This is a genomic window from Helicobacter sp. TUL (genome assembly GCF_002287135.1).
GTDB lineage: Bacteria > Campylobacterota > Campylobacteria > Campylobacterales > Helicobacteraceae > Helicobacter_F.
In genome coordinates this window covers 1-21,537 of sequence record NZ_NESU01000021.1, presented here as the reverse complement: position 1 = coordinate 21,537, position 21,537 = coordinate 1, and the positions used below count along the sequence as shown (strand labels likewise).

The 21,537-nt window shown below is 37.6% G+C and carries 21 protein-coding genes and 1 pseudogene; 11 read left to right on the top strand and 11 right to left on the bottom strand.

Translation table 11 applies throughout. The annotated features are described in order from the left end of the window. Nucleotides 1-558 (top strand): annotated as a pseudogene (locus B9T66_RS09245) (hypothetical protein); the annotation flags it as partial. Between the two features lie 10 nt (nt 559-568). Next, entirely contained in the window at nt 569-1,564 is a 996-nt protein-coding gene (locus B9T66_RS08165; protein ID WP_095628479.1) for a hypothetical protein, read from the top strand. Between the two features lie 42 nt (nt 1,565-1,606). Here the strand turns inward: B9T66_RS08165 and abc-f are convergent, their stop codons facing one another. Then, on the bottom strand, nt 1,607-3,586 hold the full coding sequence (abc-f, locus tag B9T66_RS08160; protein ID WP_095628478.1) for a ribosomal protection-like ABC-F family protein: 1,980 nt from the start codon (nt 3,584-3,586) through the stop codon (nt 1,607-1,609). Between the two features lie 8 nt (nt 3,587-3,594). After that, complete coding sequence (locus B9T66_RS08155; protein ID WP_095628477.1) at nt 3,595-5,067, bottom strand: hypothetical protein; 1,473 nt, start codon at nt 5,065-5,067, stop codon at nt 3,595-3,597. Nucleotides 5,068-5,222: 155 nt separating this feature from the next. Here B9T66_RS08155 and B9T66_RS08150 point away from each other — a divergent pair, with 155 nt between their 5' ends. Then, nucleotides 5,223-8,408, top strand: coding sequence for a DNA translocase FtsK (locus B9T66_RS08150; protein ID WP_308201240.1), 3,186 nt, complete (start codon nt 5,223-5,225; stop codon nt 8,406-8,408). Between the two features lie 36 nt (nt 8,409-8,444). Here the strand turns inward: B9T66_RS08150 and B9T66_RS08145 are convergent, their stop codons facing one another. Then, nucleotides 8,445-9,257, bottom strand: coding sequence for a methyltransferase family protein (locus tag B9T66_RS08145; protein ID WP_095628476.1), 813 nt, complete (start codon nt 9,255-9,257; stop codon nt 8,445-8,447). Between the two features lie 173 nt (nt 9,258-9,430). Here B9T66_RS08145 and B9T66_RS08140 point away from each other — a divergent pair, with 173 nt between their 5' ends. The 8 genes from B9T66_RS08140 (at nt 9,431) to ruvX (ending at nt 14,719) form a co-directional block, all read left to right on the top strand. Next, a complete protein-coding gene (locus B9T66_RS08140; RefSeq protein ID WP_095628475.1) occupies nt 9,431-9,745 on the top strand; it encodes a thioredoxin family protein in 315 nt (104 codons plus the stop codon). Between the two features lie 75 nt (nt 9,746-9,820). Next, nucleotides 9,821-10,570, top strand: coding sequence for a molybdate ABC transporter substrate-binding protein (modA, locus tag B9T66_RS08135; RefSeq protein WP_095628474.1), 750 nt, complete (start codon nt 9,821-9,823; stop codon nt 10,568-10,570). 12 nt (nt 10,571-10,582) lie between these two features. Then, entirely contained in the window at nt 10,583-11,038 is a 456-nt protein-coding gene (locus B9T66_RS08130) for a hypothetical protein (protein ID WP_095628473.1), read from the top strand. 19 nt (nt 11,039-11,057) lie between these two features. Continuing rightward, entirely contained in the window at nt 11,058-11,744 is a 687-nt protein-coding gene (gene modB / locus B9T66_RS08125) for a molybdate ABC transporter permease subunit (protein ID WP_095628481.1), read from the top strand. A 10-nt stretch (nt 11,745-11,754) separates the two neighbouring features. Beyond that, nucleotides 11,755-12,627, top strand: coding sequence for an ATP-binding cassette domain-containing protein (locus tag B9T66_RS08120; protein ID WP_095628472.1), 873 nt, complete (start codon nt 11,755-11,757; stop codon nt 12,625-12,627). 51 nt (nt 12,628-12,678) lie between these two features. After that, nucleotides 12,679-13,512 (top strand): divergent polysaccharide deacetylase family protein, encoded by an 834-nt coding sequence (locus B9T66_RS08115; protein ID WP_095628471.1) that lies wholly within the window; start codon nt 12,679-12,681, stop codon nt 13,510-13,512. Then, nucleotides 13,512-14,285 (top strand): DNA-processing protein DprA, encoded by a 774-nt coding sequence (locus B9T66_RS08110; RefSeq protein WP_095628470.1) that lies wholly within the window; start codon nt 13,512-13,514, stop codon nt 14,283-14,285. The genes B9T66_RS08115 and B9T66_RS08110 overlap by 1 nt, the downstream gene beginning before the upstream one ends. Beyond that, nucleotides 14,279-14,719 carry a Holliday junction resolvase RuvX gene (gene ruvX / locus B9T66_RS08105; RefSeq protein ID WP_095628469.1) on the top strand — a complete coding sequence of 147 codons (441 nt, stop codon included), beginning with the start codon at nt 14,279-14,281 and terminating at the stop codon, nt 14,717-14,719. Before B9T66_RS08110 ends, ruvX begins: the two co-directional genes overlap by 7 nt. Before the next feature lie 38 nt (nt 14,720-14,757). Here the strand turns inward: ruvX and B9T66_RS08100 are convergent, their stop codons facing one another. From B9T66_RS08100 to B9T66_RS08910, 8 genes are all read right to left on the bottom strand, one after another. Beyond that, the gene (locus B9T66_RS08100) at nt 14,758-15,315 is read right to left on the bottom strand and encodes a YceI family protein (protein WP_095628468.1); all 558 of its coding nucleotides are present in this window, start codon (nt 15,313-15,315) and stop codon (nt 14,758-14,760) included. Nucleotides 15,316-15,420: 105 nt separating this feature from the next. Continuing rightward, entirely contained in the window at nt 15,421-16,053 is a 633-nt protein-coding gene (gene hisH / locus B9T66_RS08095) for an imidazole glycerol phosphate synthase subunit HisH (protein ID WP_095628480.1), read from the bottom strand. Nucleotides 16,054-16,072: 19 nt separating this feature from the next. Then, entirely contained in the window at nt 16,073-16,927 is an 855-nt protein-coding gene (gene prmC / locus B9T66_RS08090) for a peptide chain release factor N(5)-glutamine methyltransferase (RefSeq protein ID WP_095628467.1), read from the bottom strand. Then, nucleotides 16,917-18,119, bottom strand: coding sequence for a M48 family metallopeptidase (locus tag B9T66_RS08085; protein ID WP_095628466.1), 1,203 nt, complete (start codon nt 18,117-18,119; stop codon nt 16,917-16,919). Before B9T66_RS08085 ends, prmC begins: the two co-directional genes overlap by 11 nt. An 89-nt stretch (nt 18,120-18,208) precedes the next feature. Beyond that, nucleotides 18,209-19,831, bottom strand: a complete 1,623-nt coding sequence (gene argS, locus B9T66_RS08080; RefSeq protein ID WP_095628465.1) for an arginine--tRNA ligase — start codon at nt 19,829-19,831, stop codon at nt 18,209-18,211. A gap of 37 nt (nt 19,832-19,868) precedes the next feature. Next, on the bottom strand, nt 19,869-20,102 hold the full coding sequence (tatA, locus tag B9T66_RS08075; protein WP_095628464.1) for a twin-arginine translocase TatA/TatE family subunit: 234 nt from the start codon (nt 20,100-20,102) through the stop codon (nt 19,869-19,871). Between the two features lie 45 nt (nt 20,103-20,147). Next, nucleotides 20,148-20,759, bottom strand: a complete 612-nt coding sequence (gmk, locus tag B9T66_RS08070; RefSeq protein ID WP_095628463.1) for a guanylate kinase — start codon at nt 20,757-20,759, stop codon at nt 20,148-20,150. Beyond that, nucleotides 20,756-21,537 (bottom strand): hypothetical protein (locus B9T66_RS08910; RefSeq protein WP_180763377.1); only part of this gene is annotated, 782 nt, incomplete at its 5' end. The genes gmk and B9T66_RS08910, both read right to left, overlap by 4 nt.

Genomic DNA, 21,537 nt, shown 5'->3' with positions numbered 1-21,537 from the left:
TCTTTAAATCCACATGCATCTGCTATGACAGATAATCTTACTATGCACCAAGAACCTTCTTGTGTTAACACACAACAAGGTAATGATGCATCATGCTCTACGACACAGCGCTATAGCTTTGCAAGAATCTATCTAGGCTTTATGCAAACAAAACTCTATACAGTGCTCTGTTGGTTTCTTACCTTTAACTTTGTCAATATTGCTTGGATATTTTTTAGATCTGAGAATATACAAGGAGCATGCAATCTCTTGAAAGGAATGTTTGGGGGTGTGGTGGTGTTGCCGTCACTATTGGCAGATCGCTTTAAGATTTTAGAAAATTTTGATTTTACATTTGATTTCTTTATTATTATTCCTTCCCCAAAAGATATGGGATTATTTCTCATGTCATGCATCATAGCTACTATCATTTTGTGCACAAAACATACAATGATACTCGCAAACACACATTATAAATCCATTAAGACTATCTTTTTAATATCAGGGCTATTTACAATAAGCCTATTAAATATCTATGCTACTTCCTATGTGCCTACATTCTTGTATTTTAATTTTTAAGGATAAATGAATGAAGCGAATTTTTCTAACATGGATTGTAGGCACTATCTTTTGGAGTGCTATCATTTTTATTCTAGAATTCTTAAGTTTACCTTTATCCCAACCATCCTTTATAAATCTCTATGCAATAAAAGATTATATTAATTCCCAAGAAACAAATAAACAGCGTATTGTAGTTGTTTCTGGTTCTAGCACCCTTTTTGGTTTCAATGGAGACCTCATAAATACCCAAACAAATTTTACACTTATTAACTATGCAGGAGGTGCTGGCTTACCTATAGAAGCTTTAATAGATAAAATAATACAACAAGCAAAAGAAAGTGATATTGTTTTCATGCCTTTAGAATTTGTCTATTACACAAGACAAAGTTCAAAAACTGATCCACAATACATCCAAAATCTTATCGCTTTTGATAGTAAAACTATTTACCACTTACCATTTCATACACTTCTCAAAAGCTTAGCCAAAAGTCCTCCTACAGAAATTCCTATTTATTTATTAAATAAATATATTTTTGAAAAAGAACAAGACCCCATACAGACTATGCAAGTGTTATGGCAACAAACACCAAATTTTTATGGCTACAACTATAAATCTCTAGATAAATATGGAGATTATGCACATGCAAAAGGGAGTTTTGTAAACGATAATACCCCGTATCTTGACTTACATCTAAAACCTTCATTGCATTTTATTTCTGAATACAATCGTTTATTAGAGTTTGCCGCATCAAAAAATATCAAAATATTTCTTACATATCCGCCCACGATGGAAAATCCAGACTTTAGTCTCAAGGATCCACAAACCTTTGCAAAAATAGAGAATCTCAAAGCGGAATTAAAAAAACATAATATAGAAATTTATGGAGACTTTAGAGATTTTCATTTTGAAAGAAAATATTTCTTTGATACACACTATCACCTAAACGAAGAAGGAGCAATATTGCGCACACAAGCCTTTATCAAACTACTAGAACATATGCAACAAGAAGGCTTGATACCTTGACAATCTTACAAGCCCTTAAAAAACTATATTTTTAAAAAGATTCTACATTTTATGAGTATGAAGCGTGTTTTGCAAGTCTAATACTTTTTGTTCCAAAGCAAAATACTGCTCTAATTTCATATCTAACTCGGCTTTTAGATTCTCTAATTCATTTGCTATGGCTGTAATCCCTATACTTTGGTATTTTTCTGGATTTGTGAGATCAGATTCTAAGAGTGCAATACGCCTTTCAAGCTCCTCTATTTCTTGAGGTAGTGAATCTAGTGCGAGTTTTTCTTTGTAGCTAAGCTTTAGTGGCGTTTTTGGCTTTTGGATTTTTAGCTTCTCTTGCTCAACATTCTTATCTAGTGATTCTAATTCGCTAAGCTCTAGTTTGGTATCCAAATACTCACTATAACTCACAAACGCCACATTCACCACGCCATCACCCTCAAAAATCAGTAACTTTGAAGCAAGTTTATCCACAAAATATCGATCATGACTGACAAAAATCACACTTCCATTAAAATGTGCGAGATATTCCTCGATGATTGTCATTGTATTAATATCAAGATCATTTGTAGGTTCATCAAGGATTAGCACATCAACTTCTTGCGTAAAAAGCAAAGCAAGTGCTACACGCTTTTTCTCTCCACCGCTTAAAAATCCTATTTTTTTATCTAAAAATTCTTTGGGAAACAAGAAATTTTTGAGATACCCATACACATGAATATGCTTCCCACGCACATTTACCATATTGCCACCATTGGGACAAAATGTCTCTAATAAATCCTTGCTATCATCAAGCATAGCAAGGTGCTGATCAAAATACCCAATGCGTATGGCGCCTGTTTTTATCACGCCACTACTTGGTGCAATCTCACCCAAAAGAAGTTTTAGCAATGTGCTTTTGCCTGATCCATTTTTGCCCACTACACCGATTTTTTCTCCGGCTAAGATTCGCAAATTTAAATGAGCAATAAGCACCTTATCGCCAAGATTTTTACTAAGATTTTCTATCTCAAAAAGGCATTTTTTTGTATTTTTTCCCTCACTAGCATTAAATCTCTTGTATTCTCGCTCAAGTTCTAGCTTCATTTTTCGGATAACACTAGGGTTTTTCTTTGCCTCTTCCCTAAGCTCTAAGATTCTTTTTTTGCGTCCTTCATTGCGCTTTAACCTCGCCTTGACACCACGCCTTAGCCACTCTTCTTCGCTTTTTAAAAGCTTTAGGAGATTCTCATGAGCATTAGTAAGCGCCCTATACATTTCTTCTTTTTTATGCAAATAGCTACTATATCCGCCCTCAAAACCCGTCAATTTTGCATTTTCTACCTCTATGATACGCGTGGCAACATTTTCTATAAAATACCGATCATGACTCACAAACACCATACTAAATGTAGAATCTTGGATAAATTTTTCCAAAAAACTCACCATTTCTACATCAAGGTGGTTGGTAGGCTCATCAAGGATTAGCAAATCCACGCTCTCAAGCAGAATCTGACACAATGCCACACGCTTTTGCTCCCCACCACTTAGACTTACTGCCAAACGATGCCTAAACTCCATAAGCCCAAAGCGCTCTAGCACCTCATTGACGCGCGATTGCAAATCCCAACCATTATGCTCATCAATAAAACTACTCACTTGGGCATATTCATCTAAAAGCGCTTGTAAAGAGGGATTGTGTTCTGAAGCTGTATGAGGCATTGAATCAATATTGGCACTTAAAATTTGCAGTCTCTCATGTGCTTCCCGAAGTGATCCCAAGCTATCTGCAATCACATCTTCCACACTTGCGGTTTGTGGAAACTTGGGATCTTGGGCTAGAGAGAGAATCTTTAGATTCTTTGGAATTACGCGCTCCCCTGAATCTAGCTCGATACTACCCTCTATGAGTTTTAAAAGCGTGGATTTGCCTGATCCATTTTTGCCAATCACAGCCACACGCTCACGCGAAGAAATACTAAAATTAATAGATTCTAAAATAGGCGTATGCTCATAATATTTACTAGCATTAAGAAGACTACACAAAGTCATAATAAAGCTTAGAGTGTGAGGTTTTTAATGTCTGATGCTTTAAGCAACATAAATTTCGTGTCTTTGTTGCGTTTAGAAGATACACCGGCTTTTAAGATTTCTTTGGGATTTGAGAGGCGCAACTCTGAATCTATAAAACATATTTCAAACTTCATTTTATTGACTGCGGTAAAAAACTCAATCTCTTTTTGAAACACATACACATAGTTATTTTTTGCCTTTGCTAGAATCTTTACCTTTAAATCAAGCTCAAACGCTTCATTTTCGCAAAAAATTACATAATTTTTATACGACTTATTATAGCGCTGTGCGTAATTATACACGATGCTTTCATTATTGCTCATTTTGGCTTTATTGAGGTGTTTTATGTGGTTTTCTACAAAAGTCATCGCACAAAAAGGCGAGTTAATATGTTGACGAAAAAACACATTTTTGATGGCTTGAGATGCCATACCCAAACTCCATACTTTATCATCAAGCTTTGTGCCACAAATATCTAATGCTTCCTTGGTTTTATCAACAAGCACTTGATAAATCTTGGTAAAAACGACTTCAAAAGTCGCAAAATTATCTTTGACAAACGCCTCACTCATAGTTTTTAGTTTATCAATAAGCATATCAATACTTTTTGTATCGTTTTTGGCTTTACTGACAATCTTTGCAATTTCTACTTTTTTGGCTTCAAGTGCCTTGGGATCGCCTTTTTTTGCATCAAGTTTGGCTTGAATGCTACGCAATTCCATACCACATACACGCACTTTGTTTTCTATTTGAAGTTTTTTTTCATTAAAAATTTCAATAGCGCGCAAAACGCCTTTGTAGTGATATTGCGCATCTAAAAAGCATTCTTTATAAATCTTTGAAGCATTAATATTGACATTTGTTTTGAAATGGCTATAAGAATATTCTAACTGCTTGAGTGTCTGAAGCTCTGAAGCAAAATTATCCATAGTGATATGGCGGTCGTTATATACTAAAAAATCAATGGCTTTAGTTAAAAATGGTTTGATGATGAGATAGCTTAGCATAGTGCCTTGCACAGGAGTAGAATCTTGACGCACACTATCCAAAAATGCTATGGCATTAAATTCATCGCGAAAAAAATCTTTGATACACTCTTGCGGAGTGGCGCTAAGCTCGATAGCATTGAGTTTAGCATAATTTGTTTTGGCAAAAATTTGTTTAGCAATATTTGCCTTAGCGTCCGCTTCTTTTGCTTTAAGTTCCTCATCGGTGTTGGTGCGCCAAAAATCAATCTCACGCACAAGTCCGCCCTCTGGAAAACTCTGATAACTTGAAGCCCTGCAATCTACAATCGTATATCCATTATCATCACATCGAAACTCTACAAACATACCCACAGAAGGCATCATCTTGGGATCATGCCAACTATTACCGCGAAGCTCAAAAATTTTCTTAGACGCATTGGTAACCACGCCATTTTTTGTCTGTGTCGAGTAGCGCAGAATCTTTCCGTGCATTCCCTCTCCTCAAAGTAGATTCACAAATTTTGGCATAGATACTACATAAATTAACTTTAAACTTACGATATATCCGCACAAGACTCGCACTCTAGGCACTTCAATCGTAACAAATAGTAACGAAATTTGCACACAATATGCTATAATTAGCAACATTGCTTGTCATCTTACAAAAAGGATTCCCTATCAAAAAGCCCGAAAAACACGCAAAAAAGTTCAATAGCAGAATCTATCTCTATATCTTTAGCAATATCTTACTTCTTTTTCTCTCTATCGCCACTATTGTTGGCGAAAGCGGTATGGTAGGTGTATTAGGACAACAATTTGCAATACTTAACCTTAGTATCTTTGGGTATCTCGGCTATGTATATCTGCTTTTTTTGCTCTATCCGGCGTATTATTTATATAAAAATCCGACACTAGACTTTCGCAAACTTGAACTTGCTATCGCAGGATCGCTTGGGTTTGTGAGCTTACTTTTAGCACAATCCTTGCTTTTGCATAGTGGGCTTTTTGGTAATAGTGTAGTGCATTTTTTGCAAAATTTTATCGGTGTATTTGGTGTGTGGATTTTGGTTATAGGTTGTCTTCTTTTGTCAATCCTTGTAGCCACACAAAGCAATATAGACATTATTTTTAAACAACTTCAAACCCTCATAATACGAACTAAGCCCTTTTATAAAGCTTTTGTTACAAAATTATTGGCACTATATCGCGTGATTCTTAGATATACCAAAACGCTTTATGCACTCTTACAAACACTAGGTAAAACACTCGTTACAAAGCTCTATGACTTGTATCATACCTATAAAACCAAACTACAACAATACAAAGAAACACTACGCAAAAAAGAACAAGAACGCATTGAGCACATTCAAGCAATTCATACCCTAAACATCGACGCCCAAATGCCACAAGATCCACTACATCACGATCCTAATCCACCACATACCGCAGAACAAGTCTCTATCCAGCCCCAAGAATCACAACCCACACACACCCAATCTATGCAAACTTCTTATACACAACCCCAAGATATACCCACATATCACGACCCAATCCCTGATGATTTGCAAATCCAAGTCGTGCAAAATAGTGCATTAGATTCAGAATCATTTTTGCAAGAACGCATACAAGAATACAAAGATCGCTTCCAAGTCCAAAACTCTATGCCACAAACCACACAACAACCACAAACAGCACAAACACCACTTATCCAAGAAATCACACTCTCTCAACAACAAGAAATCACACAAAATGCCCTCAATAACGCCTACAAAACAGCTTATTATGGCTCAAAAATTACGCCCAAAACCACATCACATACACAACCAATCACACAAGCACCACTTGATATACAAGCAATTATCCATAACTCTCATCAAGCAGACTTTACACAAGCACCAAAAAAGCAACCCCATAACCCTCCAAAACCTACACAAACACCACTTTCACAAATACCACAACAAGCGCCACATTCACAACCAACGCAACCAACACACTCTAGCACGCAAGATATCATCTCTAGTCTTGATATCCAAGAACTACAACCTATGGAATTGCAACCTGCACCAACACCTGCAACGCCTCTTAGCTCCCATACATATGACAACATTACAGAATCTAGTGCATTAGATTCCATAATCCCAGATATTCATCTTGAGCACACACCAGAGTTACCCACCGAACAATCCACACAACTAGCCACACAAGAATCTCCCATAGCACAACCAAACACTCTCCAATCCACCTATACAGAATCTTATGGAGATTCTCAAACTCCAGAGATTGATACACCAAAAGACACATATACCACGCTTATGGCGCCACCACAACCAAACCCCGAGCAAAGCCCTACACCAAAACCACCAAAAGTCCATATCGTGCGTGAGCTTGATGAAAATACCGCTCTCCTTAGGGATCTTGATTTTGGCAAAAGCACTGCGCCACTAAATTTCAAGCTCCCACCCACAAGCCTTCTCAATCAACCAGATACATACAAAAATGAGATTGATGAAGTTGAAATCGATACCAAAAGTGAAATTTTACTTGCCAAACTCAAAACCTTTAAAATCGATGGTGATGTCGTGCGAACTTACACAGGTCCTATCGTTACAACATTTGAGTTTCGCCCTGCTCCAAATGTCAAGGTTTCTAGAATCCTCAACCTCGAAGATGACATTGCTCTTGCGCTCTCGGCAAAATCTATTAGAATCCAAGCACCCGTGCCCGGTAAAGATGTGGTAGGAATAGAGATTCCAAACAACAAAACAGAAACCATTTTCTTACGAGAAATCTTAGAATCTGATCTATTTAAAAAGACGCAATCTCCTCTCACACTTGCGTTTGGAAAAGATATAGTGGGCAATCCATTTGTCCAAGATTTGCGCAAACTTCCACATTTGCTTATCGCTGGGACTACAGGCAGTGGAAAAAGCGTAGGTATCAATGCGATGATTCTCTCTTTGCTGTATAAAAACTCACCTGATACACTAAAACTTATGATGATTGACCCAAAACGAGTGGAGTTTTCACTCTATAGCGATATACCTCATCTGATCACACCTATTATCACAGATCCCAAAAAGGCGATTGTGGGCTTAAATAACGCAATGCACGAAATGGATAGACGATACGAAAAAATGAAAGATATGCGTGTCAAAGAAATTGAGAGTTACAACAAAAAGGCGCGAGAAGAAGGCGAGGAAGAAATGCAGTATTTTGTCATCATCATTGATGAATTAGCTGACCTTATGCAAACTTCTGGGCGTGAAGCAGAAGCTCCTCTAAGCCGAATCGCACAAATGGGGCGTGCTTGTGGTATGCACCTTATTATCGCTACACAACGCCCAAGTGTCGATGTCGTAACAGGCACACTAAAGGGCAACCTCCCTTCACGCATAAGCTATAAAGTTGGTAGCAAAGTAGATTCTAAAGTTATCCTTGATGATGTGGGTGCAGCGAGTTTGCTAGGCAGAGGCGATATGCTTTTTAAAATCTCTGATACTATTATCCGCTTACACGCACCTTTTAGCACAGAAGAAGAGATAGAATCTGTCGTGAGTTTTATCAAATCCCAAAGAGAGCCAAACTATGACAAAAGTTTCTTGCTTGATGACAAAGAGAGTATTTTGGCTGGAGGAGATTTCAAAGATGATGGAGATGATATGCTTGAACAAATCAAACGCTTTATGCTTGAGAGTGGCAATACCTCTTCAAGCAGTGTGCAAAGACGCTTTAGCATAGGATTTAACCGCGCGACAAATTATGTCGAACAGCTAGAAAAAGAGGGATTTCTCTCTAAACGTAATGCCAAGGGTATAAGAGAAATTATCCGATGAGAGCTTATATCCAATCCTTTGGGCATTTGGATCGCTTTAGCGACCCTCTACCTCAAAGATTTTTGTAGTCTTTACTAACACCAACATTACTACATAAATAATTGCACTTACGACAAAAAACACACTAATACACGGCTCAAATGCCACCACAAGATCCCAAGACACATACGCACTAATAATCCAATGAATAAGAAAAAGCGAAGTAGCCAAACCAAAAAGCGAGTGATATTCTCTTTTTAGCATAGATCGCATACTAAAGCCTAAATTGCTTTTGGTGTAATGACGAAAATTTGGGAGAAATGCTGGAGTATTTTTTGCCCATTGCAAATATTCATCACCAAATTTTTGCGTTAAAAAACTCTCTTCTGCATAAATAATGCGCTCATAATACAACCAAAATGCCAAAATAAAAGACAAGGCAAAAAGCCAATTTCCCAACAAAAGCACGGGAGCAAACATCATCAAAAAATTTCCCAAATACAAAGGATTGCGACAAAGCGAATACATACCTGTAGTATTCAACACTTCAGCCTTTTGCGCCTTGGTATTGCGCCCAGAAGTATCGCGAGGGACATACCCAGCTACCAAGATTCTAATACCCTGCCCTAATAATCCAACAATAAGCGCAAAAATTACTAATGGCGTGTTATATACAAAATTTACTTGCGTATCTGTGCCTAACCAAAAATCAAGAAAAAAGAAATTTTGCACCTCGATTCTTGGCAGGAGCAAATTTTGTGGAAAACTCACCAAACACAACACAAAAAACGGAATAACTACTAAAGGTAGATAACTTCTATATCGAAATAAAAAATCGCCCTCTTTTTTAAAATTATCCTTTAAAACCATAAAAACCCCTATAAGTGAAAATGTGTGCATTTTAGCATAAAATTCATCTCTTTTGTATTTGGTTTATATTCTGTAGCTTATTTTCACATAAATTCTAAAAATGTAACTAAATGTTTAGTCTATCAAGATACCCTTAAAAAAATACTAAAAACAAACCACAAAAAGGAGATAACATGCTACAACATATCAACACACAACAATACCTAAAAAATATCAAAAATGGCTCTAGTGTTGTCATACTTGGGGCTTCTTGGTGTCCAGATTGTCGCAGAATCGAGCCTATTTTAGAAGTTTTGGCTAAAGAATATGAGGGAAAAGTAGAGTTTTATCATATCTCTGTAGATTCAGAAGGGACACTCAAAGACATATTGGGTGTTCGCGCAATCCCTACGCTTATAGGTTACAAAAATGGGGAAGAAATTGGTGATAGACTTGTTGAGCCAGATTCAAAAACAACCATAGAAACACTTGTTAAGCAAACACTCTAACCTTAATATAAAAATTTTTATATATATTTTAAAAAATATAGTGTAAAATCTCCTCATTTCAAAAAAGGAGATTGTATGCTAACACGCATTTTTGTAGTATTTGCGCTTTTATGTGGCGGTGTCTTTGCAGAAAAGATTGAGGTTTTGGCGGCTGCAAGTCTTAAATTTGTGCTAGAGGATATCAAAAAAGAATTTTTGCAAACACACACACATGACACGATAGAAATTAGCTATATCTCTTCTGGCAAGGCGTATGCACAGATTCAAAATGGATCTTTGGCAGAATTATTTATCGCTGCAGATACCCAATATCCACAAAAGCTTTATCAAGACAAACTAGCAGCAGACACACCAAAAAATTATGTTCGCGGTAAGCTTGTAGTCTTTAGTGCTAACAAAAATTTCAATGCAAATACTATAGAGATTCTTAAAAACCCCTCTATACAACACATCGCTATCCCCAATGCCAAACTAGCTCCTTATGGAGTAGCCGCAGAGGAATATATCAAAAGTGCAAAATTAGAGCAAATCCTTGCGCCAAAACTTGTGCTTGGTGAATCTATTGGACAAGCGACTACATATGTGCTTGAAGGCTCTGCAGAAATTGGCTTTAGTGCATTATCTATGGTGATAAAAGAAGCCCAAAAAGAAGGAAGTCCAATCACTTATAGTATCATTGATGAGAAACTTTATGCACCCATTGTGCAATCTCTTGTTATCACAAAAGCCGGTAAAGATTCTCAACTTGCCAAAGAATTCGCACAATATCTCTTGGGTGAAAAAGCACAAGCCATTTTTGCATCTTATGGGTATGATGCGCCATAACCACACATCGATATGAATACGCTTCCCTACACGATTACAAATATCGCACACGACAAAGATTTAGGACTTGTGGGCTTACAAACTCCCATAGGCACACTTTGGGCATTTGTGCTTGCAACACCGCATACTCGATACACTCTTGCTATGGGCGCTAGTGGTTTGGCATATTTCAAACCCACGCAAGTCCTACTTGCACACAAAGATTCTCATCTATATACCCAAAACTGCTTTCAATCATGCATACAACACATTACAAAAGATACAATCTTAAGCCTTGTAAGTCTTGAGTGTGGCATTAGTGCGATAGTTGCCACACAAGACACAAAAGCTCTTGCTATGGGTGATTTGTGTGCGTGGTATATTAACCCTAGTGATATTTTATTAGAATCTCTACAAAGTAGCGATGAGACGCAATCTATACACACTATAGATTCTATAGATTCAATGCCACAAATGCCACATAATTAGGAAGCTTGATATGGATTTTTTGGATTCTGAATTTTTGCAAACTATGCAGCTTACCTTTAAGCTTGCATTTTATACGACATTATGCTTATTGCCTATAGGCATAGCCCTCGCCCTCATAGTAGATTCACTCAAGCCAAAGTTTAGTATTATCCTCCAAGCACTTATTTGGATGCCACTTATTCTCCCACCATCTGTGCTTGGATTTTACTTGCTTGTGATATTTAATCGTCATAATCCCTTAGGCGCATTTTTACTTGAATATTGTTCATTCCAACTTGCCTTTAGCTTTTCTGGGCTGGTTGTAGCAAGTGTGATTTTTTCTTTGCCATTTATGGTAAATCCTATCAAAAACGCCATCTCTTCACTTCCGCCTTCTCTCAAAGAAGCAAGCTATACATTAGGCAAAGGCAAAATATTTACCTTTTTGTATGTGCTTATGCCAAATATACGATCCTCAATCTTACTAGGCTGTGTTACAAGTTTTGCACACACTATTGGCGAGTTTGGTGTAGTAATGATGATAGGAGGTTCGCGCGCAGGTGAAACAAAAGTCGCTAGTATTGCTATCTATGAGCAAGTCGAAACACTTAACTACACACTCGCACACCAATACGCACTCACACTCTTTGTCATAAGCTTTATAAGTTTATGTGTAATTTTTGCCTTTATGCGCAAATATACTAACCACAGCACACAGATTCTCTAAGGCTTTCATTATGGATATTATCTTTGAATGCACCAAAACACTACGCACACCCCATACACAAAACCCTTTTAAGCTTGAAATCTCTCAAACAATGAATTTTGGAGATTTTGTTGCACTATTTGGCAAAAGTGGCGCAGGAAAAACAACAATCCTTAGAATCTTGGCTGGATTAACGCCACCGGATACAGGTTATATCAAGGTTGGTGATGAAATTTGGCAAGATGGAAAATATATCCTCCCACCACAAAAACGCAGCATTGGTTTTATGTTTCAAGATTATGCCCTCTTCCCACATCTTAGCGTGGAAGAAAATATCCTATTTGCCACCAAACGCAAAACAGACTTTATCTCTTGGCTTATTGATACTATGGAGCTTAATGCTATTCTTAAACACCCTATTACCCAAATATCGGGTGGACAAGCCCAAAGGGTAGCTCTCGCACGATCATTAGCGCGTAAGCCAAAAATCTTGCTTCTTGATGAACCACTAAGTGCGCTAGATTCAACAATGCGCCTTACTTTGCAAAATATTATTAGCAAACTCCATAGCGATCTAGGGCTTAGCACGATTCTTATTAGCCACGAAATTACAGAGATCATACGCCTTAGCACAAAAGTATGGTGTATAGAAAATGGCAATATCACCAAAAGTGGCAGCACTGATGAGATTTTTGGCGCTCCCTTAAGTGGCAAGGTGCAATTAAGTGGCGAGATATTGCGTAAAACCCCTCAAGGAGTGGTAGAAATTATTGATATTGCGTGTGCCTCACAGATTGTGCGTGTGCTTTATCCCACTGATGATGCAAAAAATTTTGCAATTGGTGAAAAAGTCCTTATCGTTTCTAAAGCCTTTAATCCACTGCTTTTTAAGATTCCCTTTTAAGCCAAGACCAACACAAAACTTGCTACAATCGCTAGAAACAAAAGGCTATGCGTGAGACATCTTTTTCTTATTCTTCTCTGTGGATTTTTATATGCAGATTCATTTATTTTAGACATCGGACAAACCTTTAAAGAATCCTACCACAAAGCCAAAAGCTACAAACAAAGCGATAACAAACCAAAACTTGTGATTATTATGGATGACATTCAAAATCTTGCACAATACAATGCCTTGCGTAACATTAAACTTCCTATCACGCCATCAATCTTTCCAAAAACAGCCTATACTCCAGACACTCCAAAAATCGCTACCTATGCCAAAGAATATATGATACATCTGCCCCTAGAGGCGCTCAATTTTTATCAAAAAGAATTAGAACCACTTACTACAGGCATTAGTCGAGATTCACTCCTTGCATATATGAAAAATCTCAAGGCGGATTTTCCCAATCTAAAATACCTCAACAATCACACAGGGAGTAAATTTACCACTAGCTATAACGATATGCAAAATCTCATAAGTGTATTTGATGAGCTAGATTTACGCTTTATTGATAGTGTGACAAATACAGACATCGCCTCTCCCAAAATCGCTAGAGAACAAGGTAGGCTTATTATGCAACGAGATATTTTCTTAGACACCATAGCCCAAAAAGAGCATACAGATCGCCAAATTGATCTTGCTATCAAAAAAGCCAAAGACAAAGGCTATGCCATAGCCATATGCCACCCGTTTCCAAGCACCATAGAAGCTCTTAAAAACGCCAAAGATAAACTTACAAAGGAAGTGGATTTGATAGGTCCAGCACAATTAGAATCTTATCTCCACACCCAAAATATTACCCTATATAATCGCTCCAAATTTCACTTTGCACAAAATCACTAATGCCAAAACCTATATCCATACCGATACCACCCTCGCTTCTTGCACTATCTAAGCCACCAAAAGCACTCTTTGCGCTAGGCGATATAAGTCTTTTAGATACACTTATCAAGGTTGCTATCATAGGCACAAGACGCCCAAACCCATACACAAAACAATTTAGCTCAATTCTCGCGACAAAAATTGCCAAAGCCGGTGGCGTGGTAGTGAGCGGTGGAGCGTTAGGGGTGGATATTATCGCACACTCTGCCGCACTGCCACGCACGATTATGATTTCTCCTTCAAGTCTTGATATTATCTACCCAAAAGCCAACACAGCTATCATACAATCCATTATTGAGCAAGGACTTGTGCTAAGCGAATATGAGCAAAATTATATGCCAAAGCACTATAGCTTTTTGGAACGCAATCGACTTGTCATAGGGCTTAGTGATATTGTTATCATTCCACAAGCTGATTTACAAAGTGGATCTATGCAAAGTGCGCAACTTAGCATACAAACCCATAAGCCACTTTTTGTCTTACCTCACCGAATACCTGAAAGTCTAGGCACACAACACCTCCTTATAAACCAACAAGCGCAATGTATCTATGATATTGAGACACTCATCACACAAATTTTTGGCTCACAAGAAGAGGTATATGATGAAGTGCTGGAATTTTGTAAGTATACACCAAGCCTTGAAGAAGCGGTGCAAAAATTTGGTGAAAAAATCTTTCAATATGAAATAGAGGGAAAAATTATGCGCCAAAATGGAGTGATACGAATATGCTAGATTCTAAGACAACGCACCAAGCAACCAATATTCTTGCTTGTGATGTGGGATTAAAGCGCATAGGATTAGCCCAATACACGCAAGGTATCATATTGCCCATAGAACCGATTTTACGAAAAAATCGCAATCAAGCAAGCCTAGCGCTTAGTGCGCTACTTAGTCAAAAATGTATCGACACATTAGTTGTAGGGCTTCCAAGTGGTGGTGAAGCGCATTATGAAGACACACGCACGCGCATAAAGCATTTTATACATTTGGTACATTTTGGTGGGGAAATTGTCTATGTCAATGAAGATTACACCTCGCAAGAAGCACTACAAGATCTTGCATACTTAGGCAAAGAATCTCGTGCCTTAGCACAAAAAAATGGGAGACTTGATAGCCTTAGTGCGTGCTATATTTTGGAGCGCTATATAGCAACACTAAATCTTTAATACCACGCAATAGTAAAATTGCGTGGAAACCTTGCATTTTATTTTTTGATAGGTGCTTCAAAGCCAATGGTTACTTGCGACCAAGTCATACCTTCATGGAGATCTGATACGGCTTTTTGGAGATTGGCTCTTGCCTCACTAAGTTTAAACTCACTAAGATCTAACACACCACGCGCCTTTAAAACACCATTTTCAATTTTGTATTCCATAGGCACTTTGTTTGTTTTACCATTCATTTTAACAGATGCTAAAATTGTGCCTTGATCTTTACCTTCTACAACATCACGAAGTGTCACTTTAATCTCTTTTTTGCTGAATTTTGAAAAGAAAAAATCACGAAGATTTGCATTTTTTACATCATCATTAAGATTTACTTTCATTGGATCGATAGTTGCACTTGCCCCCTCTAAAGTAGTAGCAATAGAATCTTTCTTTTTACCAAACTTAAATTCTATGTCCTTAAAAGTCCCACTTACCGCAGCTTTTGCTGGTGTCTTATACGCAGTCCAAACAACATTTACTTTACTTGTATCAATACTGATAGCATGTAACCCAACCATACTTAAAAGTGCTAAAACCAATACCTTAAACTTCATCATCTATCCTTTGTATAAAATTACACAAGATTGTGCATAAGAATTATTATAAAATAAAAAAAATAATGTTTTAATAATCTTGATAATCTTAAATTATGTAATATCCTAAAACATTAAAAAATTTTTCAGTAACCTTAAGCCTACTTTGTGACTTTTTTCAGGATGTGGTTGAATCCCAAAAATATTATCACGACCCACAATCGCACTAAATGTATAGCCATATTCACACTGCGCAAGCACATTTTGTGAATCTCTGTTACAAAAACTATGCACAAAATACAAATAAAACTCTTCTTCTAATCCCAAAAAAAGTGTATTTTTCTTGCCCTCCTCTGTAAGAAAACATTTATTCCAACCCACATGAGGGACTTTTAATGCACCAAGCTTGGCACGATCAAAGGGCTCTATAATGCCACGCAATAACCCAAGCCCTCTATGCTCACCAAACTCTGAACTTTGCTCAAAAAGCAATTGCATACCAAGACAGATTCCAAGCATATATTTGCCACTCTTTGCAAATTCTATAATCGCTTCTTGCATACCACTTATGCGCAAATGCTCCATTGCATCGCCAAAAGCCCCAACCCCGGGCAAAATAATCTTATCATAACGCATGAGGTTATGCGGATTAGATTCTATAGTGATAGTTGTATATTTGAGCTCTTTGCTTGCATATACCAAGGCATTTTGGACACTTGCAAGATTGCCTATTTTATAATTTAGTATCGCGATATTCATTTGTTGCCCTAAAAAATATTTATAAGAATTGTAAAACAAATCCCCTACCAAAACCGCTTAAATCTTTGTAAAACTCTAAAGATTTATGGGGAATCTCACGCACAAAATCTTGTATCTTCGCCTTTTGATCATAGCCCATTTCACAACACACAAAACATATGCGCAAATCCCTGCCAAGTGTTATGATAGATTCTAATATCTCACTACCCACTTCTCCACCAAACAACGCCTCTTTTGGTTCATAACGCACACTCAATGGAAGCGTATAGGAATTTGCGATATATGGAGGATTTGCAACAATCATATCCAAACATATATGCTCTAAGCCCTGAAGCAATGAAGTATGAAAAAATGTGATTTGCTTCTCCACGCCAAACTTTATCGCATTTTCACGCGCTAGGGCGATTGCATATGGATTTATATCTGTGGCATAGATATGAATCTGTGGGTTTTGGAGTGCAAGTGTTATGGCTATCACTCCACAACCTACTCCAATCTCTGCAATCGATGTATAATGATGTATATGCAAAATTTCTTGTATTTTTTCCACAAGAATTTCTGTTTCTGGGCGAGGAATAAGCGTGTGAGAATCTATCCTAAACTCACGCCCATAAAAACTCACTTTGTGCGTGAGATATTCTATTGGATAGCCCAAAGCGCGCTTTTGGATAGATTCAAAAAAATGGCGTGTTTGTGTGGGTGTGAGTAAAGTCTGTGGGTATGTATGCAAAAACACACGATCTTTTTGAAGAAAATGCGCAAGGAGGATTTGAGATTCTAAACCTATACGCAAATGTGGATCATCGGCTGCAAGCGGACTAGAGCGTAAAATTTCATATGCAGATTCTAGGGCTGTGTGGATACTAAATGTCATAATCCAACGCCCTAAGTCGCTCTAAAAGCGGTGGGTGAGAATAATAGAAATAAATATAAAGCCAATGGGAGCTCGGAAAAGACTTGTTTTCATTCACAAGATGAATAAGTGCATTTGCAAGGCATTGCTTAGAAGAAAGCTTTGCACCAAAAGCATCGGCACGATATTCTGCCTTGCGTGAAAAATACCCCACAAGTGGTAAAAACCAAAAAGAAAGCACTGAAGAGAGCAAAAGCATAAGCGCTAAAGTTGTGCTACTTTCTTGTGGCAAAGATGCTTGGGTAAAAAAGCTTGTTGGCAAATGCGCAGCGATAAAAAAGAGTGCAAACAAAAAGACACCCACTATAATAAGATTTTTTATAATATCTTTATGTTTAAAATGCCCTAACTCATGTCCCAAAATAGCTAAAAGCCCTTCTTTGCTAATTTTTTCCAATAATGTGTCAAAAAGCACCACGCGCTTTGTCTTCCCAATGCCGCCAAAATACGCATTAAGTCGTCCATCACGCTTACTTGCATCCATAACAAAAACCCCACTGCTTCTAAAACCTACTTTATCCAAAAGCCCTTCTATGCGGGATTTTAATTCATTATCCTCAAGCGGAGTAAAGGTATTAAAAAGCGGTGCAATGATTGTAGGATACAACGCATTTGCAACGACTACTACACCAAACATAAGCACAAAACCACCAAACCACCACAAACTAAAAGTATCCATAACCCATAACAAAATATAAAAAATCACGCCACCAAGAATGATACTAAGCACGCTACTTTTTAAAACATCTACAAAAAATAATCCCACGCTTTGCTTACAAAATCCATAACGCTTATCAATACTAAATGTTTGATACAGACTTAAAGGAAGATTCACAAACATAGGAATAAGTAGTAAAAGAAGCAAAAAAACAATATGATGCCACACCCCACTAAGCCCTATATCATACAAGTGTTGCCAAAAAAATGAGAATCCAAACATAACCCAAAACGCAAATAATCCTAATTCTAGGATTTTTTCAATGTTATTTAGTCTAAGTTTTTCTAGCGCATAATTACCGGCTTTTTTATAATCAAGAGAATCTAAAAGTATGGCTTTTTGATTGAGTGCTGATGTAATATGAGAGATTTGTAAAAAATTTAGCACAATAGATGGCACAATATACGCGCACACAAAAAGCAGTATCAAGACCATGTATTTGTATTCCTCACTTTTGCTAATTTTTGGCTAATGATACAAACCAAAACACACAAAATAGCAAATAATGGCTACAACCCACTGCCCTACATCCTTGTTTTGGCTTGTATCCCAATAAGCCTTAAGCCTAATGTGATACTCTCACTCACCACCAACAACGCTTTTAGAATCTCTGCTTGATGTGGAGATTGCAAAATTTTATACGCATTATAAAAGCTATGAAAATCACTTGCAAGCATTTTTAAATATTCGCATACTTTTTGAATCTCTCGCTCACAAAAACTAGAATGCAAAACTTGATGAATGCTTAGTGCGTTAAACACAAGAGAGCGTAAATCCTGCCACAATGGCGTCTCATCACCAACCAAATGTGCGCTAGCTACTTGGGCTCGTGTAAGAGAAGATTTTTCTAAAAGCGTGTGGATTCTGGCATTGGCATAATTGATATAAAAAATTGGGTTTGAAGAATCTTGGTGGGAGAGCATATCAACATCAAATTCTAAATGCGTATCCACGCGTTTTGTCAAAAACACAAAACGCAATGCATCACTGCCTATATCCTCCACCACATCGCGCAAAAGTATAAAATTCCCAGCACGCTTACTCATCTTGTAGTTTTGCCCACCTTTAGAGAGTGCAACCATTTGTGAGAGTAAAATCTCTAGCTTTGTGCTGTCATAGCCCAAAAACTCTATGGCTGCCTTAACACGCGCGATATAGCCATGATGATCCGCACCCCAAATATTAATATAATGAGTAAAATTGCGCATAAATTTATCCTGATGATAAATAATATCACCAGCCAAATATGTAGGTTCGCCATTTTCACGCACAATCACGCGATCTTTTTGATCGCCCTTTTGTGTGGAACATAGCCAAAGTTTGCCCTCATTTTCTACCACGCCATTGTGGGCTTTGAGTGTTTCAAGCGTTTGTGCCCATCTCCCAAAAAGCTCCTTTTCACTTACATAATGATCAAATTCTATATCAAGGCTTTTTAGATTCTTGCGAATTTCTTCTAACATCAAATCTTTGGCAAAAATGCTAAGCGTGGGAATATGCGAATCACTAGAAAAAATTTCCTCGCCAAAATGTGCTAAAGCCGCCTTGGCAATATCTGTGATATACGCACCTTTATAATACTCTTGTGGATATTCTACCGCCTCACCTAATAATTCTTTGCCACTTAGCAATACAGAGAGTCCCAAAGTAGCAATCTGATTCCCAGCATCATTGATATAGTATTCACTCACAATCTCATAGCCCAAAAACTGCCCAATGCGCTTAAGGCTATCGCCATAAATTGCCCCTCGCGCGTGTCCTATATGCAATGGTCCTGTAGGGTTTGCACTCACAAACTCCAATAAAATCCGCGTATTATTTCCAAAATCTTGGGGGATAAAATACTGCCCACCCAATGCCTTATCACACAATGAATCTAAAAATTCATAAGAAAGCGTGAGATTTATGTAGCCATTTAGTGGCTCTACTTTGGCAAATTCCTTATATGCGCGTAATGCAGCACAAAGATCCTCTGCTATCGCATTTGGGGCTTTTTTAAGGGATTTTGCTAAGATAAATGCTATGGGCGTGGCAAAATGTCCAAAATCTTTTTGTTTGGGTCGCTCCAAAGGAACTTGTATAGTTTCATGCAACAAAAAATGCGTATTGACACAATGCTCTAAAAGATTTTTTATATGATGATACATACTATATATGCCTTACAATGATAGTGTTGAGCAAAAATTAATGTTTTTGCTCTGATGTAGATTCTGTGCTTTGGATATTTTCGCTTTGTGGTTTAGATTGTGTGTTTTGAGTAATTTTTTCTTGATCTTCATCATCTTCTTTGATAGCTTTTTTAAAATTTTTCACTCCACTTCCCAAACCTTTGGCTAATTCTGGAATCCTCTTTGCGCCAAAAAGCAATACAATAACTAGTAATACAATCACCCAATGCCAAATGCTTCCTGTTCCCATAACAACTCCTTTATTCTAGATTAGGACATTCTAACCAAAATGCCCTTAAAGTTTGATCCAATTTTGCAAAAGATCCTCATTGTGCCGCGTATTGCGATAGAGCAAACTCTGTGCAATCGCAGTAATGGCTTCTTTTGCTTGTGTGATGTCGTCATTGATGAGCAAATAATCAAAAGTATGTAAATGCTGCATCTCCTCATAAGCCTGTATCAAGCGAAATTCTATGGTATGCTCATCATCGGTTTGACGACTTTGTAGTCTATTTTTTAGCACATCTTTGTTTTTGGTAGTGATAAACACAGATTTCGCAACATCTCCAAAATGCTCTTTGATGTCTCTATGTCCCTGCACATCCACATCAAACAACACAAGCTTATCTTGCTCTAGGGCGTGAGTGATTGGCTCTAGGGCAGTGCCATAATAATTATTATGCACTTGCGCCCATTCCAAAAATTTCCCCTCTTGGACTTGCTGGAGAAATTCTTGCTCACTGACAAAATGATAATGCACACCATCTTGCTCACCTTGGCGTATGGCGCGTGTGGTAGTGGAGATAGAAAAATACAAATTAGGAATAACGCGCAATAATTCTTTTGTCAATGTACTTTTGCCACAGCCACTGGGTCCTGATATGATGAGGATTGCGCCCTTATTCATTTATGTGTGTCCTTAAAGCTAATATTTATCGTTACTTCCATACCATCAAGTAAAGCCGTAACTTCTGGACTTTGCAAACGCTTAATAGAATCTTGTATAGACTGGCTTATGGCATTAGTTACCACTTCTAAATCTTTATTGGTATCTTTTGGTATCTCTTGTGTATCCTCTGTGGTATGAAGCGTGGTATCTGTAGGCTCTTGTGTATCTTGTGAGCCTGTATCTTCACCAACTGCGCGCAATACATCTTGTTCTGCAAGAGACTGGAAATCCTCCAAATCGCCTTGATCCTCTGTATCCTCTGTGCTAGATAAATCCACCTCTTTAATCTGAATATCATCATTATCGTTAGCTTGTGCATTATCGCTATCCACCAAATCTTGTGAATCTTGTGATAGCTCCGATAACTCCTCTATAGATGTCTCTTGTGCTTGAGATTCAAAATTATCGTGCTCTGTTGCCTCTATTGTATCCATATCCTCTAGATTCAAATCCCCCAAATCCGCATTTTCCAAATCCACATCGCCTAAATCTATATCTTGTGTATCAAGCGCTAGATTCTCATCTTGTATATTCTCATCTTGAGATTGTGTAGATTCTATAGATTCTATGTCGTTATCTTTTGATTCTTGTGTTGGTTGTGAATCTGTAGATTCTATGTCTAAGGCTGTAGAATCTAGTGCTTGTGAATCTATAGCCTCTGTAAGCTCTGTGTCTGTAGATTGTGTTTGTGTGTCTTCATCTATTGTATTTTCTGTAGATTTGGTTTCTTGTGTAG

Excerpts from the sequence above, each read along its gene's own strand:
- B9T66_RS08155 (WP_095628477.1), bottom strand. The coding sequence starts at position 5,067 with ATGCACGGAAAGATTCTGCGCTACTCGACACAGACAAAAAATGGCGTG.
- B9T66_RS08110 (WP_095628470.1), top strand. The coding sequence starts at position 13,512 with ATGCCAAAACCTATATCCATACCGATACCACCCTCGCTTCTTGCACTA.
- B9T66_RS08145 (WP_095628476.1), bottom strand. The coding sequence starts at position 9,257 with ATGGTTTTAAAGGATAATTTTAAAAAAGAGGGCGATTTTTTATTTCGA.
- gmk (WP_095628463.1), bottom strand. The coding sequence starts at position 20,759 with ATGAATAAGGGCGCAATCCTCATCATATCAGGACCCAGTGGCTGTGGC.
- B9T66_RS08165 (WP_095628479.1), top strand. The coding sequence starts at position 569 with ATGAAGCGAATTTTTCTAACATGGATTGTAGGCACTATCTTTTGGAGT.
- argS (WP_095628465.1), bottom strand. The coding sequence starts at position 19,831 with ATGTATCATCATATAAAAAATCTTTTAGAGCATTGTGTCAATACGCAT.
- B9T66_RS08140 (WP_095628475.1), top strand. The coding sequence starts at position 9,431 with ATGCTACAACATATCAACACACAACAATACCTAAAAAATATCAAAAAT.
- tatA (WP_095628464.1), bottom strand. The coding sequence starts at position 20,102 with ATGGGAACAGGAAGCATTTGGCATTGGGTGATTGTATTACTAGTTATT.
- modA (WP_095628474.1), top strand. The coding sequence starts at position 9,821 with ATGCTAACACGCATTTTTGTAGTATTTGCGCTTTTATGTGGCGGTGTC.
- ruvX (WP_095628469.1), top strand. The coding sequence starts at position 14,279 with ATGCTAGATTCTAAGACAACGCACCAAGCAACCAATATTCTTGCTTGT.
- prmC (WP_095628467.1), bottom strand. The coding sequence starts at position 16,927 with ATGACATTTAGTATCCACACAGCCCTAGAATCTGCATATGAAATTTTA.
- B9T66_RS08130 (WP_095628473.1), top strand. The coding sequence starts at position 10,583 with ATGAATACGCTTCCCTACACGATTACAAATATCGCACACGACAAAGAT.
- B9T66_RS08085 (WP_095628466.1), bottom strand. The coding sequence starts at position 18,119 with ATGGTCTTGATACTGCTTTTTGTGTGCGCGTATATTGTGCCATCTATT.
- abc-f (WP_095628478.1), bottom strand. The coding sequence starts at position 3,586 with ATGACTTTGTGTAGTCTTCTTAATGCTAGTAAATATTATGAGCATACG.
- B9T66_RS08120 (WP_095628472.1), top strand. The coding sequence starts at position 11,755 with ATGGATATTATCTTTGAATGCACCAAAACACTACGCACACCCCATACA.
- hisH (WP_095628480.1), bottom strand. The coding sequence starts at position 16,053 with ATGAATATCGCGATACTAAATTATAAAATAGGCAATCTTGCAAGTGTC.
- B9T66_RS08100 (WP_095628468.1), bottom strand. The coding sequence starts at position 15,315 with ATGAAGTTTAAGGTATTGGTTTTAGCACTTTTAAGTATGGTTGGGTTA.